The organism is Paraglaciecola sp. IT1134 (genome assembly GCF_058068185.1).
Genome location: NZ_CM176486.1, coordinates 3,570,035 through 3,592,071 on the forward strand (window position 1 = coordinate 3,570,035; position 22,037 = coordinate 3,592,071).

At 44.6% G+C, this 22,037-nt stretch carries 17 protein-coding genes; 6 read left to right on the forward strand and 11 right to left on the reverse strand.

Annotation, left to right across the window (positions count from 1 at the left end; translation table 11 throughout):
* Window positions 1-191 precede the first annotated feature (191 nt).
* Window positions 192-1,202 carry an asparaginase gene (ansA, locus tag AC3RV5_RS15555; protein WP_489728521.1) on the forward strand — a complete coding sequence of 337 codons (1,011 nt, stop codon included), beginning with the start codon at window positions 192-194 and terminating at the stop codon, window positions 1,200-1,202.
* A 94-nt stretch (window positions 1,203-1,296) separates the two neighbouring features.
* On the opposite strand, the gene cspE is transcribed toward ansA, so the two are convergent.
* The 4 genes from cspE to prmB form a co-directional block, all read right to left on the reverse strand.
* Complete coding sequence (gene cspE / locus AC3RV5_RS15560; RefSeq protein WP_006994582.1) at window positions 1,297-1,503, reverse strand: transcription antiterminator/RNA stability regulator CspE; 207 nt, start codon at window positions 1,501-1,503, stop codon at window positions 1,297-1,299.
* Between the two features lie 384 nt (window positions 1,504-1,887).
* Complete coding sequence (locus AC3RV5_RS15565) at window positions 1,888-3,015, reverse strand: MFS transporter (RefSeq protein WP_489732179.1); 1,128 nt, start codon at window positions 3,013-3,015, stop codon at window positions 1,888-1,890.
* Window positions 3,016-3,064: 49 nt separating this feature from the next.
* Window positions 3,065-4,168: a chorismate synthase gene (aroC, locus tag AC3RV5_RS15570; RefSeq protein WP_489728522.1), complete on the reverse strand. Its 1,104-nt coding sequence runs from the start codon at window positions 4,166-4,168 to the stop codon at window positions 3,065-3,067.
* Window positions 4,169-4,191: 23 nt separating this feature from the next.
* Window positions 4,192-5,142 carry a 50S ribosomal protein L3 N(5)-glutamine methyltransferase gene (gene prmB, locus AC3RV5_RS15575; protein ID WP_489728523.1) on the reverse strand — a complete coding sequence of 317 codons (951 nt, stop codon included), beginning with the start codon at window positions 5,140-5,142 and terminating at the stop codon, window positions 4,192-4,194.
* A gap of 100 nt (window positions 5,143-5,242) precedes the next feature.
* Here prmB and smrB point away from each other — a divergent pair, with 100 nt between their 5' ends.
* Both smrB and AC3RV5_RS15585 read left to right on the forward strand, forming a co-directional pair.
* Window positions 5,243-5,803, forward strand: a complete 561-nt coding sequence (smrB, locus tag AC3RV5_RS15580) for an endonuclease SmrB (protein WP_489728524.1) — start codon at window positions 5,243-5,245, stop codon at window positions 5,801-5,803.
* Between the two features lie 260 nt (window positions 5,804-6,063).
* On the forward strand, window positions 6,064-6,834 hold the full coding sequence (locus AC3RV5_RS15585; protein WP_489728525.1) for a GDP-mannose dehydrogenase: 771 nt from the start codon (window positions 6,064-6,066) through the stop codon (window positions 6,832-6,834).
* A gap of 58 nt (window positions 6,835-6,892) precedes the next feature.
* Here the strand turns inward: AC3RV5_RS15585 and AC3RV5_RS15590 are convergent, their stop codons facing one another.
* The 3 genes from AC3RV5_RS15590 to AC3RV5_RS15600 all read right to left on the reverse strand — a co-directional run bounded on the left by AC3RV5_RS15590 (window position 6,893) and on the right by AC3RV5_RS15600 (window position 13,288).
* A complete protein-coding gene (locus AC3RV5_RS15590; RefSeq protein ID WP_489728526.1) occupies window positions 6,893-7,537 on the reverse strand; it encodes a transglycosylase SLT domain-containing protein in 645 nt (214 codons plus the stop codon).
* Window positions 7,538-8,799: 1,262 nt separating this feature from the next.
* Window positions 8,800-10,404 (reverse strand): glutamate--cysteine ligase, encoded by a 1,605-nt coding sequence (gshA, locus tag AC3RV5_RS15595; protein ID WP_489728527.1) that lies wholly within the window; start codon window positions 10,402-10,404, stop codon window positions 8,800-8,802.
* Between the two features lie 127 nt (window positions 10,405-10,531).
* Window positions 10,532-13,288: a M16 family metallopeptidase gene (locus AC3RV5_RS15600; protein WP_489732180.1), complete on the reverse strand. Its 2,757-nt coding sequence runs from the start codon at window positions 13,286-13,288 to the stop codon at window positions 10,532-10,534.
* Window positions 13,289-13,535: 247 nt separating this feature from the next.
* Here AC3RV5_RS15600 and AC3RV5_RS15605 point away from each other — a divergent pair, with 247 nt between their 5' ends.
* Genes AC3RV5_RS15605 through AC3RV5_RS15615 form a run of 3 tightly spaced genes read left to right on the forward strand, consistent with a single transcriptional unit; the run spans window position 13,536 to window position 15,712 of the window.
* Entirely contained in the window at window positions 13,536-14,093 is a 558-nt protein-coding gene (locus AC3RV5_RS15605) for an Hpt domain-containing protein (protein WP_489728528.1), read from the forward strand.
* Window positions 14,086-14,805 carry a TIGR01621 family pseudouridine synthase gene (locus AC3RV5_RS15610; RefSeq protein WP_489728529.1) on the forward strand — a complete coding sequence of 240 codons (720 nt, stop codon included), beginning with the start codon at window positions 14,086-14,088 and terminating at the stop codon, window positions 14,803-14,805. The genes AC3RV5_RS15605 and AC3RV5_RS15610 overlap by 8 nt, the downstream gene beginning before the upstream one ends.
* A gap of 1 nt (window position 14,806) precedes the next feature.
* Window positions 14,807-15,712: a ketopantoate reductase family protein gene (locus AC3RV5_RS15615; protein WP_489728530.1), complete on the forward strand. Its 906-nt coding sequence runs from the start codon at window positions 14,807-14,809 to the stop codon at window positions 15,710-15,712.
* Between the two features lie 83 nt (window positions 15,713-15,795).
* On the opposite strand, the gene lysS is transcribed toward AC3RV5_RS15615, so the two are convergent.
* The 4 genes from lysS to prfC form a co-directional block, all read right to left on the reverse strand.
* Window positions 15,796-17,340 carry a lysine--tRNA ligase gene (gene lysS, locus AC3RV5_RS15620; RefSeq protein WP_489728531.1) on the reverse strand — a complete coding sequence of 515 codons (1,545 nt, stop codon included), beginning with the start codon at window positions 17,338-17,340 and terminating at the stop codon, window positions 15,796-15,798.
* A gap of 34 nt (window positions 17,341-17,374) precedes the next feature.
* Window positions 17,375-18,473 (reverse strand): peptide chain release factor 2 gene (prfB, locus tag AC3RV5_RS15625; RefSeq protein WP_489728532.1). Its coding sequence is split into 2 segments (ribosomal slippage): window positions 17,375-18,397 and window positions 18,399-18,473, totalling 1,098 coding nucleotides; the frame shifts between segments, so codons are not numbered across the junction.
* Between the two features lie 185 nt (window positions 18,474-18,658).
* Window positions 18,659-20,395, reverse strand: a complete 1,737-nt coding sequence (gene argS / locus AC3RV5_RS15630; protein WP_489728533.1) for an arginine--tRNA ligase — start codon at window positions 20,393-20,395, stop codon at window positions 18,659-18,661.
* 33 nt (window positions 20,396-20,428) lie between these two features.
* A complete protein-coding gene (gene prfC, locus AC3RV5_RS15635; RefSeq protein WP_489728534.1) occupies window positions 20,429-22,015 on the reverse strand; it encodes a peptide chain release factor 3 in 1,587 nt (528 codons plus the stop codon).
* Window positions 22,016-22,037: the final 22 nt, after the last annotated feature.

Sequence of the window (22,037 nt, forward strand, 5' to 3'; positions counted from 1 at the left end):
ATAGTTAAACGTCACGACCAGGGCTGGGTCAAAAACTACCCTTACCTGACTCTGGTGACGAGGAGTAGGCCTGGTATCCTAAACCAAATCTCTGAATTTCCAAATAAATTACCATTAAAACCCGGCTCGAGTAGTTATCTATACATGACTAACGTTACAATCAATAAAATTTGCGACCGAGTATTCAAGCAGTGAAAAAACAAATTTACGTCGCCTATACGGGCGGAACTATCGGTATGCGCCCCTCGGCCAAAGGTTATATACCCGTAGCGGGTTTCTTATCAGAAACGATTGCCAAAATGCCTGAGTTTCATCGCCAGGAAATGCCAAATTTCACCATACACGAATATGACAGCTTGATAGACTCAGCTGATATGAGCCCCAAAGACTGGCAGTACATTGCCAACGACATCCAACGCCAATATCAAGATTATGATGGTTTCATCATACTCCATGGTACCGATACCATGGCGTATACCGCATCAGTCTTGTCTTTTATGTTAGAGAATTTAGGCAAACCTGTGATTGTCACCGGCTCACAAATACCTCTTGCCCAGCTTCGCTCTGATGGACAGGAAAATTTGTTGAATGCTTTATATTTAGCCGCCAATTTTCCCATCCCTGAAGTTACCTTATTTTTCAACAATAAGTTACTCAGAGGCAACCGTAGTAGGAAAGTAGATGCCGATGGTTTTGACGCATTTGGCTCGCCTAATTTCCCGGTTTTACTGGAAGCTGGCATCAATATCGAAGTCAAAGCGGGTACGGTCACGCCCATTAGCCAACATCCGTTGTCGGTCAGTGATGTCACGCCCCAGCCCGTTGGCGTGGTAAGTTTATACCCCGGCATTAGCGCCCAGGTTATACATAATATTCTAATGCAGCCAGTTAAGGCACTGATATTATTGAGCTACGGCGTGGGCAATGCACCACAAAATCCCGCATTGTTAGGGGAATTACAACGTGCTAATGACAACGGTGTGTTGATACTCAACTGCACCCAATGTTTGCGCGGTAAGGTAAATATGTCTGGTTACGCCAATGGCAATGCTTTACAAGATATAGGGGTGTTGTCAGGGGGAGATATGACACCTGAAGCAGCGCTAGCCAAGTTACATTATTTATTGAGTAAAGATCTGAGTATACAAGAGATGAAAAAATTACTGGTCAGTGACTTACGGGGAGAACTGACTATAGATTAGTACCACAGGTATTGAGTGTTCAAAACCCCATAAAAAAAGGCAAACCTATGGTTTGCCTTTTTTTGGAATTCGTAATTAACCAAGCAAGCTCGAATTAAAGTACTACGATATTCTCTGCTTGTGGGCCTTTTTGGCCTTGAGTTACAGTGAACTCAACTTTTTGACCTTCAGCCAATGTTTTGAAACCAGTACCTGTAATTGCACGGAAGTGAGCAAATACGTCAGGACCATTTTCTTGCTGAATGAAACCAAAACCTTTAGATTCATTGAACCATTTAACTGTACCAGTAGTAGTAGACATAGTCTTTCCTATATATTTTTCAATAGTAATAAAAAACCTTTTTCAAGGCGGGGTTTGCTGAAGCGTGTTGCTATTACTTATGATCTACAAGACGAGGTACTACAATGGAACATCGAAACAATGTGCATAAATATTAAACGTACTTTCAAGCTCGTTTAGGATAGCATCCCTGAGGTTTACGTCAACTATTTTTATTATGTTCACTGGTCTAACAAGACTGACTTATCAACACCTTATGGTTATCTACTCCTTATTCCCCTGAGATCTATCTTACTCTTTTAGAAGCAACCAAACCCAGTCCGGCAGATTAAAAAATGAACGTTAGGCATACCCCTTGTCTGTGCATCCGTTTTTGGGTCGATACCTGTGTCAGCTTGCTAAGTACTACATTTTTTCTTTAGGGATAAAAATTATCATAATTGCCCCCACTAATGCCGCGAGTGTTGCTAGGCTAAAAGCCAGTTCGGCGCCCTGCCCTTGCTGCCACACTACGCCAGCACCATAATTTCCCATAGCTCCACCCACACCAAACGCAATACTGACATACAACGCTTGGCCTTGACTGCGAAATCTGGTCGTAAAATATTTTTGGATAAAGTGAATTGAAGCAGCATGCATCAGGCCGAAACTAAAAGCATGCAAGGTTTGGCTAAGGACTAAGCTTGGCCAATAATCTGCCAGTACCGCTAACAGGTACCACCGTAACGCGGTTAATAGCATACAGGTGAATAGTATCCACTTAACCCCTAGCGTGTTAATTAAACGGCCGGCCAGAATAAATATGATCACTTCAGCCGCCACGCCCAGGGCAATCAGCCCACCCGTTTCTTGCCCCGTATAACCCAAGTCCCGGGCGTATAAGGCGAAAAAACCGTAATAGGGACCAAAACTAACCTGGATCAATAATGACGCTAAAATAAAACCGATAAATACGGGCTGGCTTACTTTACGCCAAATAGATTCTGTGTTGCTTTCGTCACTTGGAGCCTGAGGAGCTTCTTTTAAGCCTAGGGTAATAATAAATAACCCCAGCAACACTACCGCACTGATATATATTGGTGCCTCACTGGAAAACACATCTATTAATTTCCCGGCGATTATGGTTAATAGGATAAAACCTATACTGCCCCATAACCGAATATAGCTGTAGCGGTCGGGGTGACCTAAAACACACCCCAGAGTAATCACTTCTATCTGGGGTGATATGGCGGTAAAAAATAGCATCATCAGGGAAAACGCCAACGTCAACCCCCAGAAACTGTTTACCCAAAAGACTAAACAAAACGAGCTGAAAGTTAACAAACTGCCGATTTGCAATACGCGTAAACTCTTGCCTGACTTGTCAGTCATGGAAGCCCAGAGGTTAGGCCCCAGAATGCGCATTACAGTGATCAGGGCAAACAGCTCACCGATTTCTGTGGAACTAAATCCCCTACCATCCAAAAATACCCCAAGGTAAGGAACCAGCACTCCAAGTTGACCAAAATACAAAAGATAGGTAACTGACAGCATTACCAGATTGGTTCTGGAAAATGCCGTCTGAGTGAAGAGCACGCTCAGCTTACTGTTTGGTCTGAGCGGGAATAATAGGCGTAATCGAAGTGACGTCGGCGTTTTGACCACGATGACGTAAATAGTGATCCATCAAAACCAATGCCATCATGGCTTCTGCAATGGGCACAGCTCTAATGCCCACACAAGGGTCGTGGCGACCTTTAGTTACAACCTCGGCAGCTTGACCATGAATATCGATACTCTCACCGGGCACGCTGATACTTGAGGTAGGTTTAAGGGCCATATGCACCACTAAATCTTGGCCGCTGGATATGCCCCCTAATACGCCGCCTGAACGATTGGAGTGAAAACCATCAGCTGACATTAGATCGCGATGTTCACTGCCTTTTTGTTCAACTGTCGCAAAACCGTCTCCGATTTCAACGCCTTTAACCGCATTGATGCCCATCATCGCATGAGCCAGCTCAGCATCCAGGCGATCGAAAATTGGCTCCCCTAAACCTACCGGCATATTGGTTGCGACAACCGAAACTTTGGCACCGATGGAGTCACCTTGTTTTTTCAGTTCACGCATGTAGGCATCCAATGCCTCAAGCTTGGTTTCGTCGGGACAAAAAAACGCGTTAGTATTGGTCACTGCATGATCCACTGTATCGATTTTAATCGGTCCTAACTGGGATAAATAGCCGTGGATCTCGATACCCAGATGGGATTTCAGATATTTTTTTGCCACACCTCCTGCGGCTACTCGAATAGCAGTTTCCCGGGCCGATGAGCGGCCACCGCCTCGATAGTCACGAAACCCGTATTTTTGCTGGTAGGTATAATCAGCATGACCTGGACGAAAGGTATCTTTGATTTTCGAATAATCATTACTGCGTTGATCGGTATTTTTTATCAATAATCCAATGCTGGTGCCTGTGGTTTTGCCTTCAAATACACCGGATAGAATCTGCACTTCGTCTTCTTCCCGGCGCGCCGTAGTATAACGCGAGGTGCCTGGCTTTCGTCTATCCAGATCACCTTGCAAGTCGGATTCGTTTAACTCGAGTCCGGGAGGACAGCCATCGATCACCCCGCCAATGGCAATACCATGACTTTCACCGAAGGTACTTAAGGTAAAGAGTTTGCCAAATGTGTTACCAGCCATAAGTGGAATTTCCTCTAATTTATTTAATTGGGTGAAACTGTCGAAAAATATTCGTCAAGCGCAACTTTGTTAATCGCAAACACCCCGTGCCCACCCCGACTAAACTCTACCCACTCGATGGGTAGGTCAGGGTACTCGGTTTCCATGTGAATTTGGCTATTTCCTACTTCCACAAACAGCCAGCCATTTTCAGACAGATGTTCTGGTGCCTGGCGTAACATTTTATGCACTAAATCCAGGCCATTTTCCCCTGCAGCCAGGCCTAGTTCAGGTTCATGGCGAAATTCATCGGGTAAATCAGCCATATCTTGGGCATCCACATAAGGAGGATTACTGACAATTAAATCGTATTTTTGCCCCTTTAACGCCGCCATAAGATCAGACTGAATGGGGAATACCCGGTCGCCCAGCCCATGTTCAGTGATGTTAATTTCGGCCACTTCCAGGGCGTCGAGGCTAATATCAACAGCGTCCACCATCGCGTTGTCAAACGCATACGCCAGCGCGATGGCGATACAGCCCCCCCCAGTACACAGATCTAAAATGTTGTTTGGTAGCTCAGTTAGCCAAGTATCAAATTTACGTTCAATTAATTCAGCATAAGGCGAACGTGGCACTAATACCCGTTCATCCACATAAAAAGGTAATCCACAGAACCAGGCCTGATTGGTTAAATAGGCTGCTGGAATACGCTCCTGGGCACGCCTGAGCACCATATTGACGATGATGAGTTTCTCATCCCGGGTCAAACGCGCTTGAAATAGCTGCTCACTGGTTTGCTGAATCATATCTTGCGGCAGATGCAATAAATGCAAGGTCAAGCTAACCGCTTCGTCCCAAGCGTTGTCGGTTCCGTGACCGTAATACAAACCTGATTCGTTGAAACGGCTAACCGACCACCGGACGATATCCAAAATAGAATGTAAATCGGATACTGTTTGCTCAATTTGCTCAATGTCGAAATTATCTGTCATCTGATACCTAAAATTTGCTAAACCATTTGTTGCGCTGCACGTGTATTAGATGCAAGCATTTTGCTAGACTAGCCTCAATGACTTGCCCGCCCATAGTGTTATGAAAAAAACGTCCCCACCCAATCCAGACGACCGCGCGCTCTTTCGAAGTGAATTTGCCGATGTGGCACCTATTAAGCAGGACAAAATAACGCCCCAGGTCTTTTCCAGCAAGCAAAAATCCCTATACAGCCTGAAAAAATCGGCAGATCAGGCACAATTAAAACAGGCGATGGCCTCATTTCACTTCTCAGATGGTTTTGAAGGTTATTTTGATCCCTCTCAACCAATGAAATATGTGCAGCCTGGCAGCGACAGTTACGAAGTCAAACGTCTGCGCCGGGGCGAATACCCGCCGGATCTTATTTTGGATCTGCATGGCATCACTAAAGAAGACGCAAAACTTGAAGTCGCCGCTTTGCTACACGCTGCGCAAAAACAACATTGCCATTGTGTATGTATCGTACATGGCATCGGCAGCTTAGTATTAAAAAAAATTGTGCCTAATTGGTTAATACAACACCCTGCCGTCAAAGGATTTCACCAAGCCCCGCTAGAATGGGGTGGTCAAGGAGCGCTGTTGGTGTTAGTTGATTTACCACAAATTAACAGTAAATACTGATTCGGGTAAGTTTATCAAAAAAACATTAAAGCTTTCCCCCTCGTCCCTAAGCTTCTGCGGACCTACTAGTCAGTAACCGGGTAAGATTGTCTTTATTTTGCAACATTTACACGCTTAACACCAGCCTAAAAACAATCTAACCATATGTTTTATATGGCAATTTAAAACATGGAACGGTACATGCAAAACTATTTTCAACAGTAGGCCTGCCCTCCCCTAAGTGACGGGCTAGCACTAAAAAAATAGAAGGACAGGTAGAGATGTTTGAACAACAAAGTTATGAAGCTCCCGCTTTTGACAACCACTACAAAAACCAAGAGATGGTGCCCCCCACGCCAATTACCACACCAAAACCATCGGGGTTTAACCGTGTTGTAGCCTTTGGTTACGCAGAACATGAGCGTCACCAACTCCCTATCAGTCGGGCCAGTAAACGTATTAGCGTGCTGGGCCTAGGTCACCAGGGTACAGTTTCTGCTATTTGTATGGCGGCTCTGGGACATAAAGTTATAGGTATCGACCAAGATCAAAGACGGGTTAACGCCCTAAATCAAGGACGCACTTTTTCAGATGAACAAGGCCTGAGTGAATTACTTCACCAGATATCCAGATTTAACAACTTGGTGGCTACTGACGATGCCTACAATGCCTTTAGGCACACCGATCTAACGCTCGTTTGCCCCCTAACTGAAGGTGAACAGAATACTCTACAGCTAGCCAGCACTTGTCAACAAATCGGCGTTCTCTTATCACGCAAAACCAGTTTTCATTCCCTGGTATTTTGCCATCCTTTATCGTCGGAGTTACTCAACGAGTGTGTGATACCCGCCATTGAAGCGACCAGTGGTAAAATCTCAGGTGTAGATTTCGGTATATGTGCAGTACAAAAACCTATGAGCAAAAAACAGGCCATTAGAGACTTTTATCAACCTGCGCAAATAACCATTAACTACGCGGACAAAAAGAGTTGCCTGCTGACCGAACAAATTTTTGATGGTTTTAAAACCAGCATTCGCCGTGTTAAGTGGTAAAAAAGCCTGTAGGAAGTTTTTTTGCACTTGAAGACTACACCCCAGGGCTGTTTAGCCTTCAAGTGAACATTCGCCAAAACCAACCTTCTCGCAGTTCTTCTTGGCAACCTTTTAATTGCGTGGCATAACGTAATGATCTAGCTTTAACTTTTTTTGCTACCGCTCCCAACCACCTTTTTTTGCGAAATGATTTTCGTTTATATCCGCCCCAGCCTTCGTGATAGTTAAGATATTGCGCTTCAGCATCCCACTTGGATACCTTATTTATTTTATGGGTTTTATAAATAAACCAGCCCATAAAGTCCATGGCATCATCAAAGTCTTCACGATCCGCCCAGTCGTTATCCGTTTCTCGCATATAATCTGACCAGGTTGGCGTCTTGGCCTGAGAATAACCGTAAGCACTACTTACCCGGCCCCAAGGGATCAATCCAAAGAACACATAATCTTTTGGTGGGATAGCATCCGCCCTGAAGGAGCTTTCTTGATACATCATCGCCATAGGCACATGAATGGGTACTCCCCATTTGTCAGCCATATCTTCAGCGTCATCGTACCAATCCCGTTTTTCAAAAAAAATCTCACATATATTACTAATATTTTTCGGAGGTGTTGCAGTACAGCTAATAGTTGAAAATGCCAGCACCAATACTGTAAAACTAGTTTTGATATAATGTTTTTTGAAAATGAACTTCTGTATCATTTGTCACTCTGAATTATTGTGTGTTTTAGTTATGTGTGTTTTCCCAAATTGACATTGTCAGCCCAGCTTTTGTTGGGCTTTTTTTTGGGTGAAAACCTCACAGTTTATCCCTGCCCACTGAGGCATTATTGCATTGTGACGAAATCGGTTCTAGTTATATGCGTTAATTCGCGAAACTCGCGCTAAGATAACCTAGATCGGCTCATCATATTAAACGGAGGTTGTTTATTGCGTGTTGAGCACAATAGAAGTCGTATGTATAAACCAAAATAAAAATATTAAAAAGTCCGACTCTTTTTTATTCTTTAAAATGAACTTACCGCTTATCTGTCAGTCTGATTTGGTGTGTGTTTAGTTCATGTGTGTTCCAAGTAAGTTTTTATAGCCCAACCTGTGTTGGGCTTTTTTTTTGCCCAAAGTTATCTCACCTAAAAGGCCAAACATTCAGCAATAGTGTTTGGGGAAGACTTTACCTGGCAGATAAATTAATTAACAAAAAATTGTATTTTATTTTGTAGGACGGTGAACTTACCGCTTATCTGTCAGTCTGATTTGGTGTGTGTTTAGTTCATGTGTGTTCCAAGTAAGTTTTTATAGCCCAACCTGTGTTGGGCTTTTTTTTGCCTAGATTTATCTCACCTGAAAGGCCAAACATTCAGCAATAGTGTTTGGGGAAGACTTTACCTGGCAGATAAATTAATTAACAAAAAATTGTATTTTATTTTATAGGAAGGTGAACTTACCGCTTATCTATCAGTCTGATTTGGTGTGTGTTTAGTTCATGTGTGTCCCAAGTAAGTCTTTATAGCCCAACCTGTGTTGGGCTTTTTTTTACCCAAATTGATCTGATCTGAAAGGGCTAGGGACTCGGCAGTGGTGTTTGGGGAAGACTTTACCTGGCAGATAAATTAATTAACAAAAAATTGTATTTTATTTTATAGGAAGGTGAACTTACCGCTTATCTACCAGTCTGATTTGGTGTGTGTTTTGTTTATGTGTGTGTCCCAAGTAAGTCTTTAAAGCCCAACCTGTGTTGGGCTTTTTTTTACCCAAATTGATCTGATCTGAAAGGGCTAGGGACTCGGCAGTGGTGTTTGGGGAAGACTTTACCTGGCAGATAAATTAATTAACAAAAAATTGTATTTTATTTTATAGGAAGGTGAACTTACCGCTTATCTACCAGTCTGATTTGGTGTGTGTTTTGTTTATGTGTGTGTCCCAAGTAAGTCTTTAAAGCCCAACCTGTGTTGGGCTTTTTTTTGTCAACTCTCCAGGCTAACTGCCAAGTCGTACGCAAAATAGTCAGCCAAAAAATCATCGAAACTAATAGTATCTCCTTGCTCGATTTCAGCTTGTTTTGCTAGGGATTCTTTGGCTTGTTGCTCTAACATAGGCCCATCGATGTACTGATAATCTGACTGGGCCAATCCTAGTTTATACTGCTCCGCCAGTTCAATCCCGAGTACACCATTGTCTTTTTGGTTATCTAACAACATGGCCAAAATTTTTGCCGATGGCGTCAGCGCCGGATCGACTATTTTCTGCCACTCTTGTTCAACCGCCAGCGTAAATTCAGGAGTAGCGGAATTTTTGTCCAAAACCTGGGCAATTTCACGTAATCCACTAAATATCTCCTGCGCCCACTTCACCATCGGTTTAGTCTCTCTTGAGGCACTTAATGTCAGAGCCGGATCTCGTCCATGATTGACTACCGCTTTGAGGTTATCTTCCGTCTCCTGAAAACTTTCGGGCGTCATAAATTCGCTGGGCGTCACCAGGCAGTAAAGCAAAAACACATCTAAAAAGAAAAACTGATTACGCTCTATACCTATATCACTAAATGGGTTCACATCAAGTGCCCTGACCTCAATATAGTTGACGCCACGTTCGTTCAGGGCATCAGTTGGCTTTTCCAGGGGACGAGTTGGCTGTTTAGGTCTGATTGGCGAATATAGTTCGTTCTCGATTTGTAATACATTGCTATTAAGTTGCTGATAATGTCCGTCTTTTTTGCCTTCAAATTTTTGAAATGCGTGAGAGGGGGTATTTATCGCGCCACGCAATGATTCAATATAACTGTCGACCTCGTTGTAACATATACCTAATCCTGATTGGGCACTGTTAGTATAGCCCAGATCACTCATTCTTAGCGAAGTTGCATAAGGCAAATATAGCGTGCCTTTCCCCAGCTTTTTAAAGGGTAAAGTGCTCACTTTCCCGGCAATAAATGACTGGCACAATGCTGGTGAAGCACCATAGAGGTAAGGTATTAACCAACAGAACCGACGGTAATTTCTGATCAACCCAAAATAGGCGGCGGATATCGTGTCTTTATTGACTTGGGCCCCTTCTGATTGAGGTAGCCACGCCTGCCAAAACTCGTCAGGTAAAGAAAAGTTAAAGTGCACACCTGCGATAGCTTGCATCATACTACCGTAGCGATTTTTTAGACCGGTGCGATACAAACTCTTCATGCGACCGGCATTAGATTGGCCAAATTGGGCGATGGGAATTTGCTCTTCATTATTGATATAACAGGGCATACTCATAGGCCAAAGCCTCTCATCACCAATGTTTTCCAGGGTGAATTTATGTACATCCCTGAGTTGTCCCAGGGTTTTATCAGGGTCAGTTTCCGGTGGGGTAATAAACTCTAATAAGGATTCGGAGAAATCAGTCGTTATATATTCATGGGTCAAGGCCGCGCCCAGTTTATTATTATGCGGTGTTTGCGCCAAACTACCATTTGGTTGAATTCGCAATGCTTCGCGCTCTATGCCATGGCGGATACCTTTGAGAGTCGAAGCGACATCACTGGTGGCTAAAACAGCCAGGCGCTGGGTAAAGTCTAGTTGTAATGCTTGCAAAATAAATTCCAAAGTAGTCAGCAACCCACTCTAAATGGGGAGCATTAAGGTTTTTTCAAGGATATTCATCCATGCCGGACGGTAATCGCTCCTGTCCGGCGAGTGTCGACAGCCGAGCGCACTCATATTAATATTCGACTGATAAGTCTACTATTTCACGCCCCAGGGTTTTCAGCTGGGGGCGGATAACGTCTTTGTCTCCCACCACCACAATTTGCATCTGCTCTTGGTGCAACAGTTTTGCAGCCAAGGTATTAAGCTCGTCAGTGGTGATACTGTTAATAATCTTATTTTGTTTTTCGCTATAAGTCTTATCTAAATTATAAGTTAACAGGTGGTGCAGAAACTCAGCTTTACTGGAGGGTGTTTCATAAGCCAGTGCATCACCTTGGGTATAAGCATTACGCATGAGTAACAACTCCTGTTGCGTCATACCGTTTTGGCGATAACCTTCGATTTCGTTAATTATCTCCTTAATACCATCAGCAGCATTTCCGGCCTTTAGGTCCGCTTCAGCTTGGAACCAACCCAAAGTTTTACCACCCACAAAATTACTGGAAGCACCATAGGTATAACCTTTATCTTCCCGCAGATTGAGGTTAATCCGGCTGTTAAACATACCTCCTAAGGCAAAATTCATTAATTTGCTACGAAATTGCTCCCCGGTTGCGTCGTAGGGTAATGCAGGCTCAATAATACGCACTACGGCTTGTTTAGCCCCAGGCTTATCAACTAAATAAACTTTCGGCTGGTCAAAATTCGGAAATTCCGCATAGCCAGGGATCGAATACGTTTTGCCTTGCCAATCGGTTAAAAAAGCAAATGCTTGCTCGACCTTTTGGGCTGACAGGTCTCCCACCACGACCAAATTTGCCTTTTGTGGAGAGTAGTACTCCCGATAATACCCTTTGACGTCGTCCAGCGTTATGTTTCCTAACGTTTTCAAGGTGCCAGAATCCGGCAAACTGACGCGATTATTGGCACCAAACAGTAATTTACTTACTGCCCGGCTTGCTAATTCGCTAGGGTTTTTAACTTGTTGCTGTAACGACTGGGCCACCCTTTGATGCAAACGTTGGAAGTCCCCCTCCAGAAAGGCTGGGGAAAACAGCTTTTTATTAAACAGCGTCAAGGTTTTATGCAGATTTTTGCTAAGGCTGCTGACACGTGCTGTGGTATATCTGCCATTTGCTTCGAAACGAATACTACTGCCCAGTAATGCCAACTGATTAGCCATTTCTTCATTGCCCAATCCAGTTGCTGTTTCGTTCATCATCTGTGCTGTGATGGAGGCCAAACCGGCTTTTTCCAGGGGATCAAGTAACGGCCCACCTTCCATATTAAAGCTGATGGTTACTGTGGGTGTTTCAGTAGTTTGATGACTCATTATGGTCAAGCCATTGGCGTAAGTTTTTTGTTCAAAATCCGGCACCTGCACCACAGGCAACGGACCAGCAATAGGGGAAACACTGCGATCAAAATTGTCGATTATTTGCTCTTTAACTACGCTTGAAGGCGCAGTTGCTTGAGGATCAAATACCCTGGGGGGAGGAGTAAAATTTGCCTTCTTAGCGGCTAACGAATCTTGCCCCTTGGGCACGATACTTAATACCACTTTCGGTTTGTTTTTTATATATTGTACATAAACGCGCATTACGTCATCTGCTGTGACCGCGTTGTAGCGGTCCAGATCATATTGCACCATATCCGGCTCGTCATCAAAAATCTGATTGGCTGCTAAGGTCGTGACCTTACCAGAGACCCCCTGTAAGCCAAAAATAGTCGAGGATTCAATACTGGCTTTAGTTCGATCCAAATCGTCCTGATTGACGCCACGCTGCTCAAACTCGACCAGGGTCTGTTCAAAACGCCCGTAGATGTCTGCCAAATTAGCACTATTGGTAGGATTTGCCAGGGCAATCAATTGAAATTCACAGGCAAGTTCCTGACAAGGATGAGAGACAAGTGCCTGCACCGCATAGCCGTCTTTAACTAAATTTTTGTAAAATAGAGAGGTTTTTCCACTGCCTAATATATTGGATAACACATCCAGTGGTGCTTCATCTGCGTGGCGCACATAAACCGTTGGATAAGTCACTTGCAGCAGGGGTAGATGTACTTCATCTTCCAGGGTGACAAAACGAGTTTCATCCAAATTAACTAATGTCTTAGGTGCATTTTTGACTTCTGGACCTGCTGGTATAGGTGAAAAATACTGCTGCACCCACTTCAAAACCTGCTCAGGTTTGATGTCACCACCTATAGTTAACACTGCATTGTTTGGGCCGTACCAACGGCTGAAAAATGCTTTCAAATCTTCCACATTCACCCTATCCAGGTCCTCCACATAGCCTATGGTTGACCAGGAGTATGGATGTCCAAGTGGATACAATGCTTGTGAATTACGCTCGCTACGCAGTCCGTAAGGTTGATTATCATAACTTTGACCACGTTCGTTTTTGACCGTCTCACGTTGTACTTCGAATTTCTCCTGGGTGACTGTGCCAAGCAAAAATCCCATTCGATCAGCTTCAAGCCACAGCACTTTTTGCAACTGGTTGGCGGGCACAGTTTCATAATAATTGGTGCGATCCGAGTTGGTAGTGCCATTCATCTGGCCACCCGCTTCGGTAATCATTTTAATATGTTGCTCATCTGCCACATTTTGCGACCCTTGGAACATCATATGTTCAAAGAAGTGGGCAAACCCCGACTTACCCAAAGCTTCTCTAGCCGAGCCAACATGGTAAGTGACATCCACGTGGATCAATGGATCTGAATGATCTTCATGCAAAACCACCGTAAGCCCATTGGCGAGCTGGTACTTTTTGTAAGGAATTGTAATTTCATCCTCTTTAGGATGATTGGACGAGACAAAAGTCATTCCAACTGGCAATAATGTTGCCACCTCTTCACTGGAGGTTGGCGTCGGCTGGCACCCCAGCAACACACTAGCTATAGCTGATAGAGTAAGGAATTTTATTAACACTTAAGACTTGTCCATTGATTTGTTGTAGCCTAATAGTCTACCCTTTCGCTTAACAAAAAGTCACCCAGTTACCCTTTCTTTGGCGTTTGCTTTGGTCGAGTAGACAGGGGAGCAACCTATCTTCCTTTAAGGAGCCTGATTAATGTACCAAGAGCCAATTATTTTTGACGCAGAATTCGCATTACAGCAGTTTAGTGGTAACCAACCTTTGTTACTTAAAATGCTCAAAAAATTTACTGATCAATACGCCACATTTGCAGTGGAACTGAAAAAACAATTAAATGCTTCAGATTTGGATTCCGCAAAACAGGAAATTCATACCATCAAGGGAGTTAGCGGTAATCTGGGCATGCATGCATTACACCAGGCCAGTCGGGAGTTTGAATCTGAATTAAAAGACCAGCCCCCAGCGCTTGCGGATCCAACCAATTACCTGCAAGTTATCAGCAACACTATCGCCAGTATCAGTGAATATAGCGCTGCGAACCAATTGCAGGAGCCAGCTGTGGCGACAGAGGCCAATTTTTGCACCCAAACCAGACAAGATTTGTTGACAGCGCTTAAACGCAATGAATTTATTACCGCCAATAAATTAGAAGATTTTGTTAAAGGTTGTGGCTTAACACCCGAACAACAGCAAGTTTTGCGCACAGCCATTGACGATTTAGATTATCAAACAGCGATCAGTCTGTTTGAATAATCCGGACAGCCACATTGCACTGGTATATGAACATCAGGACTTTATTATTATCGATAAGCCACCTGGCATAGCCGTGCAGGACGAAGAGCAAAGTGTTGGAATTCTAGTAGTTTTATGCCGACAGCTACAACTTGATAAATTATGGCTGGTACACCGGTTAGATAAAGTCACTTCCGGCTTATTAATTTTGGCCAGATCGGCAGAGGCGGCGTCAAGATTGGGCAAACTTTTTGAAGCCCGTCATATCGAAAAATTCTATATTGCCCTAAGCGCGCAAAAACCCAAGAAAAAACAAGGCAGTGTCAGTGGCTGCATGAAAAAGATTAGAGATGGGAAATGGGCGCTTGCCACTACAGGAAGATCTCCAGCTGTTACGCAGTTTTTTAGCACAAGTGTGGCTGCGGGGATCCGTCTATTCTTACTCAAACCCCTTACGGGCAAAACGCACCAGTTACGGGTCATGCTTAAAAGTTTAGGCAGTCCTATATTGGGCGACACCTTATATAAAGGTCAGTCCACAGATCGCACGTACTTGCATGCCTACAGCTTACGCTTTGAATATGAAGGTCAACCAATTTGCGTCCAGTCCGTCCCCAACCTCGGGGAATACTTTCAAACCGAACAATTTAATCTGGCATTGCAACAATACCTGTCCCCCTGGTTGTTAAACTGGCCGGTCATTAAGCGAATTGCTGCCGCCAGAAATTGCTGACATGAAAATTGGAATTTTAGGCAATGGGGCCATAGGTAATTTATTAGCCTTGAAATGTCATAAATTGCATCAGCCCTTTAGTTTGCTAACCCGGGATAGAAAACCTTTTCTATTGTCGGCCACTGATATCAACAGGCAGCAGTTTACTATCCCTATTCATAGTGCCGATGTTTCTCAAGTTAAACTATTCGATCTGGTGATCTTGCCGGTAAAGGCCTATCAGGTGATCCCTGCCTTATTGCAAATGGCGGACACCTTAACCCCAAGGCAAACTTTGGTATTAGTGCACAATGGCATGGGTGTGTTAGATGAAGCGCAAGCGCTATTACCCCACATTCCCTTAATCGCCGCCACTACCAGCCACGCGGCATATAAGCCAGACATGACTCAGGTGCACGAAACCGGTATAGGTACGACGCATTGCGGATACGTTAAGCAGCCGGAGATTGCAGGCTCACACGCCATTGTGTCATTACTGGATGATTTGCTGGCCCCTTGTACTTGGCACCCGGATATTAATGCCCCACTGTGGCATAAGCTGGCCATAAATGCGGTGATCAATCCGCTTACTGCCTTGCACCAGATAAAAAATGGTCAACTGGCCCAACCCGCATATAAAGTGATAATTGCGGACCTTTGCGCCGAAACCGCCAAGGTTATGCAAACGAGCGGTTATCCCGTCACCCCCATAGATCTGATTAAAACCGTAAACCAGGTCATAAAAAGTAGTGCCAACAACTATTCCTCTATGTTTCAAGACATTTTGCATGCACGAAAAACCGAAATAAACTTCATCAATGGTTACCTGGTACGTCAAGGACAAAAATTAGGCATCCATACCCCCAACCACTCTCGGTTACAGAACGCCATACTCCAACGGGAAGCGCATTACCGATCAGGCAGTTAACTTCAATTCGTCCCTTAACCAGGAGACTAAGAGCAAAAAGGGCGCTATTAAGCGCCCTTGCAAACATACTATCTGACGAGCTGTTATTCCACTGAGGCTTCAGGTTTCATATGCGGGAACAAGATCACATCTTTAATCGTTGGGCTGTCAGTAAAGAGCATCACTAAACGATCAATGCCAATACCTTCCCCTGCCGTTGGCGGTAAACCATATTCCAATGCGCGAATGTAATCATCATCAAAATGCATGGCTTCATCGTCACCTGCATCTTTCTCTTGCACCTGTTTGCGGAAACGGGCCTCTTGGTCTTCTGCATCATTTAACTCTGAAAAACCATTGGCCAGTTCACGGCCACCCACAAAAAATTCAAATCGGTCCGTGACAAAGCTGTTGTCGTCATTGCGTCGGGCTAAAGGTGACACTTCCCATGGATAAGCGGTAATAAAGGTTGGTTGGTCCAGTTGCTCCTCAGCCGTGGCTTCAAATATCTCGCATAGGTATTTACCCGCCCCCCAGATACCGTCCACAACAGGCTCTTTAATATGTAACTGTTTAGCCATGACTTTTAGCTCATCTAGATGATTTACCGGATCCTCAATTGCAGCCACATTAGCTTCTGGCCAGTATTTGATGATCGCATCGCTCATGGTGAGGCGCAGGAAAGGTTGGGCAAAATCATAAGATTTTTCTTCCAATACATTACCTTCAGTGTCTTTAACCGTGTTGGTTATGACCATAGTTCCTAATACGTCTTGGGCAACGGTACGTAACATCTCTTCAGTGAGATTCATCAAGTCATGATAATCAGCATAGGCTTGGTAGAATTCAAGCATAGTAAATTCAGGATTATGCCTGGTGGATAGCCCTTCATTTCTGAAATTGCGATTGATTTCAAATACCCGCTCAAAACCGCCGACCACTAAGCGCTTGAGGTAAAGCTCAGGGGCGATGCGCAGATACATATCGATATCCAGCGCATTGTGATGGGTACTAAAGGGTTTAGCCGTTGCACCACCTGGAATAACCTGCAACATGGGGGTTTCCACTTCCATGTAGTTGCGTTCGGTTAAAAAATTACGAATACCACTGACAATTTTGCTACGGATCATAAAGGTATCGCGGGTATGTTGATTGGTGATCAAATCAACATAACGCTGACGATATTTAGTTTCTTGATCCGCCAGGCCGTGAAACTTCTCCGGCAATGGACGCAAGGACTTGGTCAAAAGCTGGTACTCAGTCATATTGACATATAAGTCCCCTTTTCCCGATTTATGTAACTCGCCTTTAACGCCGATGATGTCACCAATATCAAGACTGCCGTAACGCTCTTTAATATCTTTTTGGGTGTCTTTGGACGCATAAGATTGAATACGACCGCACATATCTTGTAATAACAGGAATGGTCCACGTTTGGCCAAAATACGCCCGGCAATACTGACTACCTTAGCCAGTTCTTCCAACTGCGGTTTGTCAATGTCACCAAATTCAGCCTGCAAGTCAGCACTATAAAATTCCCGGCGGAAGTTATTTGGAAAGCCGTTTGATTTACAATTTAGGCGAATTTGCGAAAGTTTTGCTCGGCGCTCGGCAATGAGCTTATTTTCGTCATGTTGGTGTTCAGTCATCGACTTTCCTGTGGGTAAAAATGAATCATAAAAATTACAAACCAGACTTTAAACTGGCTTGAATAAATTTGTCTAAATCACCGTCTAACACCGCTTGGGTATTACGGGTTTCAACACCTGTACGTAAATCTTTGATCCGTGAGTCATCCAGTACATAAGAGCGTATCTGGCTGCCCCAGCCAATATCTGATTTACTGTCTTCCAGGTTTTGTTTTTCTTCGTTCTGCTTTTGCATTTCGTATTCGTAAAGCTTGGCTTTGAGCTGCTTCATCGCCTGAGCTTTGTTTTTGTGCTGAGAGCGATCATTCTGGCACTGTACCACTATATTAGTGGGCTCGTGGGTTATGCGTACCGCTGAATCTGTGCGGTTAACGTGTTGGCCACCTGCGCCTGAGGCGCGATAGGTATCGATGCGTAGATCCGAAGGATCAATTTCAATCTCGATATCGTCGTCAATTTCCGGATAAGCAAAAGCTGAAGCAAATGACGTATGACGACGGCTGCCTGAGTCAAAGGGTGACTTACGGACTAATCGGTGCACACCTGTTTCGGTGCGTAACCAGCCAAAAGCATACTCGCCAGCAAACCTGATGGTGGCACTTTTGATCCCGGCTACGTCTCCATCGGAGATTTCGATAAGCTCGGTTTTAAAGCCATGGGCGTCGCCCCAACGTAAATACATGCGTAGCAACATGTTGGCCCAATCCTGAGCTTCGGTGCCACCAGAGCCGGACTGAATATCCAGGTAACCGTCATTGGCATCATTAGGACCGCTAAACATGCGTCTAAATTCTAGGGCTTCGAGTTTGGTGACGAGTTCAGCTAGCTCACCCTGGACTTCATCGAAAGTTTCTTGATCTTGTTCTTCCACCGCCAGTTCAAGCAGCTCTTCAACATCCTGACAGCCTTTTTCAAGCTGTATGATGGTATCGACTACCTGTTCCAAGGTCACTTTTTCTTTACCCAGCGCTTGAGCGCGCTCTGGATCATTCCACACCTGGGGGTTTTCTAACTCGCGATTAACCTCTTCCAGGCGTTCACTTTTATGATCATAGTCAAAGGTACCCCCGAAGCGACGCGGTACGCTGTTTTATATCGGCAATAGTATTTTGTACAGGATTGATTTCAAACATAAATCTTAAAATTGTAATAACGGTTTAATGACGGCGGATTTTACCGGATTTTATCCGTTATTGACAGAGGGCCGCAACGCATAGGGTCACGCTACTCGCCTTGACGGATGCTTTTTGAAACACAATAGGGTGACCAGAACACATCACCCGCCATCAGACGGGTGATTAACGGCTGTTTTACTGGTTTACATTTTTTCCATACTTTCTATGCCTAACAGTGCTAAGCCAGATTGAAGTGTTTTAGCGGTTAGGGCAGCAAGTGTCAAACGACTGTCTCGCACCTCTGCAGATATCCCTTCTTTTAACATCGGACAGGCCTCGTAAAATGACATAAACAAACTTGCCAGCTCATAGAGATAAGTACACAACGTATGGGGGGTTGCCTCTTCCGTAACCTGTTTGATTGCTTCGACGTATTGCAGGAGTTTCACCGCCAGTACTTTTTCCTGCATCACATCAAGTTGCACGGCCGCGTTCATTGTTTGCGCCTCAACTCCAGCTTTGCGGAAAATACTTTTTACTCGTGTATAGGCGTACTGCAGGTAAGGCGCGGTGTTGCCGTCGAAACTCAGCATACTGTCCCAGCTGAACATATAGTCTGTCGTACGATTTTTACTTAAATCAGCATATTTAACTGCGCCTATGCCGATTTTATTAGCCAACACTTTTAGTTCGTCCGCGCTTAAATCGGTTTCCCGTTGACTTAACAAGACTTGCGCACGCTCGACCGCTTCATCTAGCAGTTCAACCAACTTGACTGTTCCGCCCGTACGAGTTTTAAATGGCCTGCCGTCACTTCCCAGCATCATGCCAAATGGGCAATGTTCATAGCTTTGCTGAGGGTGAATAAAGCCAGCTTTACGGGCGACAATTTCAGTTTGTTTGAAGTGCAGTGCTTGGCGAGCATCGGTCAATATAAGGGTACGATCCGCATGTAACTCACTACAGCGGTGGCGGATGGCGGCTAAATCCGTGGTGGCGTATAGATAGCCCCCCCCGGATTTTTGCACTATATATACAGCCGGGTTACCTTCTTTATCCGCTAGTTCCGGTAAAAATACCACCTGAGCACCTTGGCTTTCTACCGCCAGACCTTTAGCCTGTAGCTCGCTGACAACTTTGGCTAAATCAGGGTTATAGGCACTTTCCCCCATAATATCGTCACGGGTCAAACTCACATTCAGTTTGTTATAGACTTCTTCACTGTGGGTGATGGAAACATCGATAAAATTTTGCCAAAGGGCTAAACAGTGCGGATCCCCCCCTTGTAGCTTAACCACATAAGCTCGGGCGCGCTGTGCAAAACCTTCTTCTTCATCAAAACGAACTTTGGCTGCACGGTAAAAATCTTCTAAATCCGACAAGGCCGTTTCAGCCACTTGCTCACTGGCCAGCTTGTCATTCAAATGCGCCAGCAACATACCAAATTGCGTGCCCCAGTCTCCCATGTGATTCTGGCGAATAACCTTATGACCCATAAATTCAAGGGCTTTGACCACAGCGTCACCTATAATGGTGGTGCGCAGGTGTCCCACATGCATTTCTTTGGCTAAATTAGGCGACGAGTAATCCACAACAACCGTTTTGGATGGTTCGCACTGGATATTTAACCTGTCATCTGTCACGGCCGCTGACAACTGCTGTGCTAGCCACTGGCCTTTCAGATGGATATTAATGAAACCTGGTCCGGCTATTTCAAGCTTTTCGACCACATCGTGCAATTCAACCGCATCGACAATCAACTGGGCGATGTCTCGAGGCTTTTTTTTGAGCGTTTTGGCTAAGGCCATAGCCCCATTAAACTGGTAATCGCCAAACTCGGGGCGAGTACTTCGGCTAAGGGGCGTCGGTGAGTCTTCGGGTGCGCCGATTTTAACCAGAGCCGCTTTAAATCTTGTTAGTAATGTGCTGTGTAAATTCATATTTTGTTTGCCATTGCATCAATACCGATAAGCCTAGTGCTCTCGAGTTTTGTGGAATTCTATATCAGGGTAACGCTCTTGGGAGAGGGACAAATTAACCATAGTCGGAGCTATATAGGTGAGGTTATCTCCACCATCCAGAGCCAAATAAGCCTCGGCTTTACGGCGAAAGTTTTCTAACTGTTTATCATCTTTGGCATAAATCCAACGGGCAGTGGATACATTAATATGCTCATACAAGGCGTCGACATTATATTCGCCCTTAAGTCTGGCGACCACCACCTCGAACTGCAACACGCCGACTGCGCCAACGATTAAATCGTTATTTTGCAATGGTCTGAATACCTGCACTGCACCTTCTTCGGCCAACTGGATCAGACCTTTTAGTAATTGTTTTTGTTTAAGTGGATCCCGCAGCCGGATACGTTTGAATAATTCTGGAGCGAAATTAGGAATGCCGGCAAAACGGAATTTTTCACCCGCGGTAAAGGTATCGCCGATCTGTATGGAACCATGATTATGTAAACCGATGATATCTCCGGCATAAGCTTCTTCAAGTACCTCACGATCCCCCGCAAAAAAGGTTAAAGCGTCGGAAATACGCACGTCTTTGCCAATCCGACTATGGTGCATTTTCATGCCTTTTTCATATTTGCCAGACACCACCCGACAAAACGCGATACGGTCCCGATGTTTGGGATCCATATTGGCCTGAATTTTAAATACAAAACCACTGAACTTGTCTTCCGTGGCGTTTACTGTGCGGATATCTGTTTCACGGCCCTGAGGCGCTGGTGACCACTCAACCAGTCCATCCAACATATGGTCGACCCCGAAGTTCCCCATAGCAGTACCAAAAAAGACCGGGGTTAACTCCCCTGCAATAAATTCAGCATGATTAAATTCATGTGAGGCGCCCTGCACTAATTCTAGGGTTTCCCGTAATTCCGCCGCGTAATAACCGATTGCGGTATCCAACTCAGGGTTATGCAGACCTTTGATCACCCGTCTTTCCTGGATAGTGTGTCCTTGACCCGTTCGGTACAATACTGCTTCGTCTCGCAATAAGTGATACACACCTTTAAACTCTTTGCCCATTCCAATAGGCCAGGTAATAGGTGCGCACTTGATATTCAATACGGTTTCCACTTCATCCATCAAGTCGATGGGATCCCGGGTATCCCGGTCAAGCTTGTTCATAAAAGTGATAATAGGCGTATCGCGCAGACGCGTAACTTCCATTAACTTAATGGTACGGGCTTCAACACCTTTTGCAGCGTCGATAACCATCAAACACGAATCAACAGCAGTCAAGGTACGGTAGGTATCTTCCGAGAAATCTTCGTGACCTGGGGTATCTAACAAGTTAACCAAACATTCCGAATAGGGAAATTGCATAACGGAAGTAGTTACCGAGATCCCTCGCTCTTTCTCCATTTCCATCCAGTCAGATTTAGCATGCTGCCCTGATTTTTTACCCTTAACCGTGCCCGCTCGTTGTAAAGCATTACCAAACAATAATAATTTTTCGGTGATAGTGGTTTTACCCGCATCCGGGTGCGAAATGATAGCAAACGTCCTTCGCTTGTTGATTTCATTGACAAAATTGCTATCGCTCATACCCAAAAAACCCTTATATACA

Excerpts from the sequence above, each read along its gene's own strand:
- cspE (WP_006994582.1), bottom strand. The coding sequence starts at position 1,503 with ATGTCTACTACTACTGGTACAGTTAAATGGTTCAATGAATCTAAAGGT.
- AC3RV5_RS15565 (WP_489732179.1), bottom strand. The coding sequence starts at position 3,015 with ATGCTGTCAGTTACCTATCTTTTGTATTTTGGTCAACTTGGAGTGCTG.
- aroC (WP_489728522.1), bottom strand. The coding sequence starts at position 4,168 with ATGGCTGGTAACACATTTGGCAAACTCTTTACCTTAAGTACCTTCGGT.
- prmB (WP_489728523.1), bottom strand. The coding sequence starts at position 5,142 with ATGACAGATAATTTCGACATTGAGCAAATTGAGCAAACAGTATCCGAT.
- smrB (WP_489728524.1), top strand. The coding sequence starts at position 5,243 with ATGAAAAAAACGTCCCCACCCAATCCAGACGACCGCGCGCTCTTTCGA.
- AC3RV5_RS15585 (WP_489728525.1), top strand. The coding sequence starts at position 6,064 with ATGTTTGAACAACAAAGTTATGAAGCTCCCGCTTTTGACAACCACTAC.
- AC3RV5_RS15590 (WP_489728526.1), bottom strand. The coding sequence starts at position 7,537 with ATGATACAGAAGTTCATTTTCAAAAAACATTATATCAAAACTAGTTTT.
- AC3RV5_RS15600 (WP_489732180.1), bottom strand. The coding sequence starts at position 13,288 with ATGACTTTTGTCTCGTCCAATCATCCTAAAGAGGATGAAATTACAATT.
- AC3RV5_RS15605 (WP_489728528.1), top strand. The coding sequence starts at position 13,536 with ATGTACCAAGAGCCAATTATTTTTGACGCAGAATTCGCATTACAGCAG.
- AC3RV5_RS15615 (WP_489728530.1), top strand. The coding sequence starts at position 14,807 with ATGAAAATTGGAATTTTAGGCAATGGGGCCATAGGTAATTTATTAGCC.
- lysS (WP_489728531.1), bottom strand. The coding sequence starts at position 17,340 with ATGACTGAACACCAACATGACGAAAATAAGCTCATTGCCGAGCGCCGA.
- argS (WP_489728533.1), bottom strand. The coding sequence starts at position 20,395 with ATGAATTTACACAGCACATTACTAACAAGATTTAAAGCGGCTCTGGTT.
- prfC (WP_489728534.1), bottom strand. The coding sequence starts at position 22,015 with ATGAGCGATAGCAATTTTGTCAATGAAATCAACAAGCGAAGGACGTTT.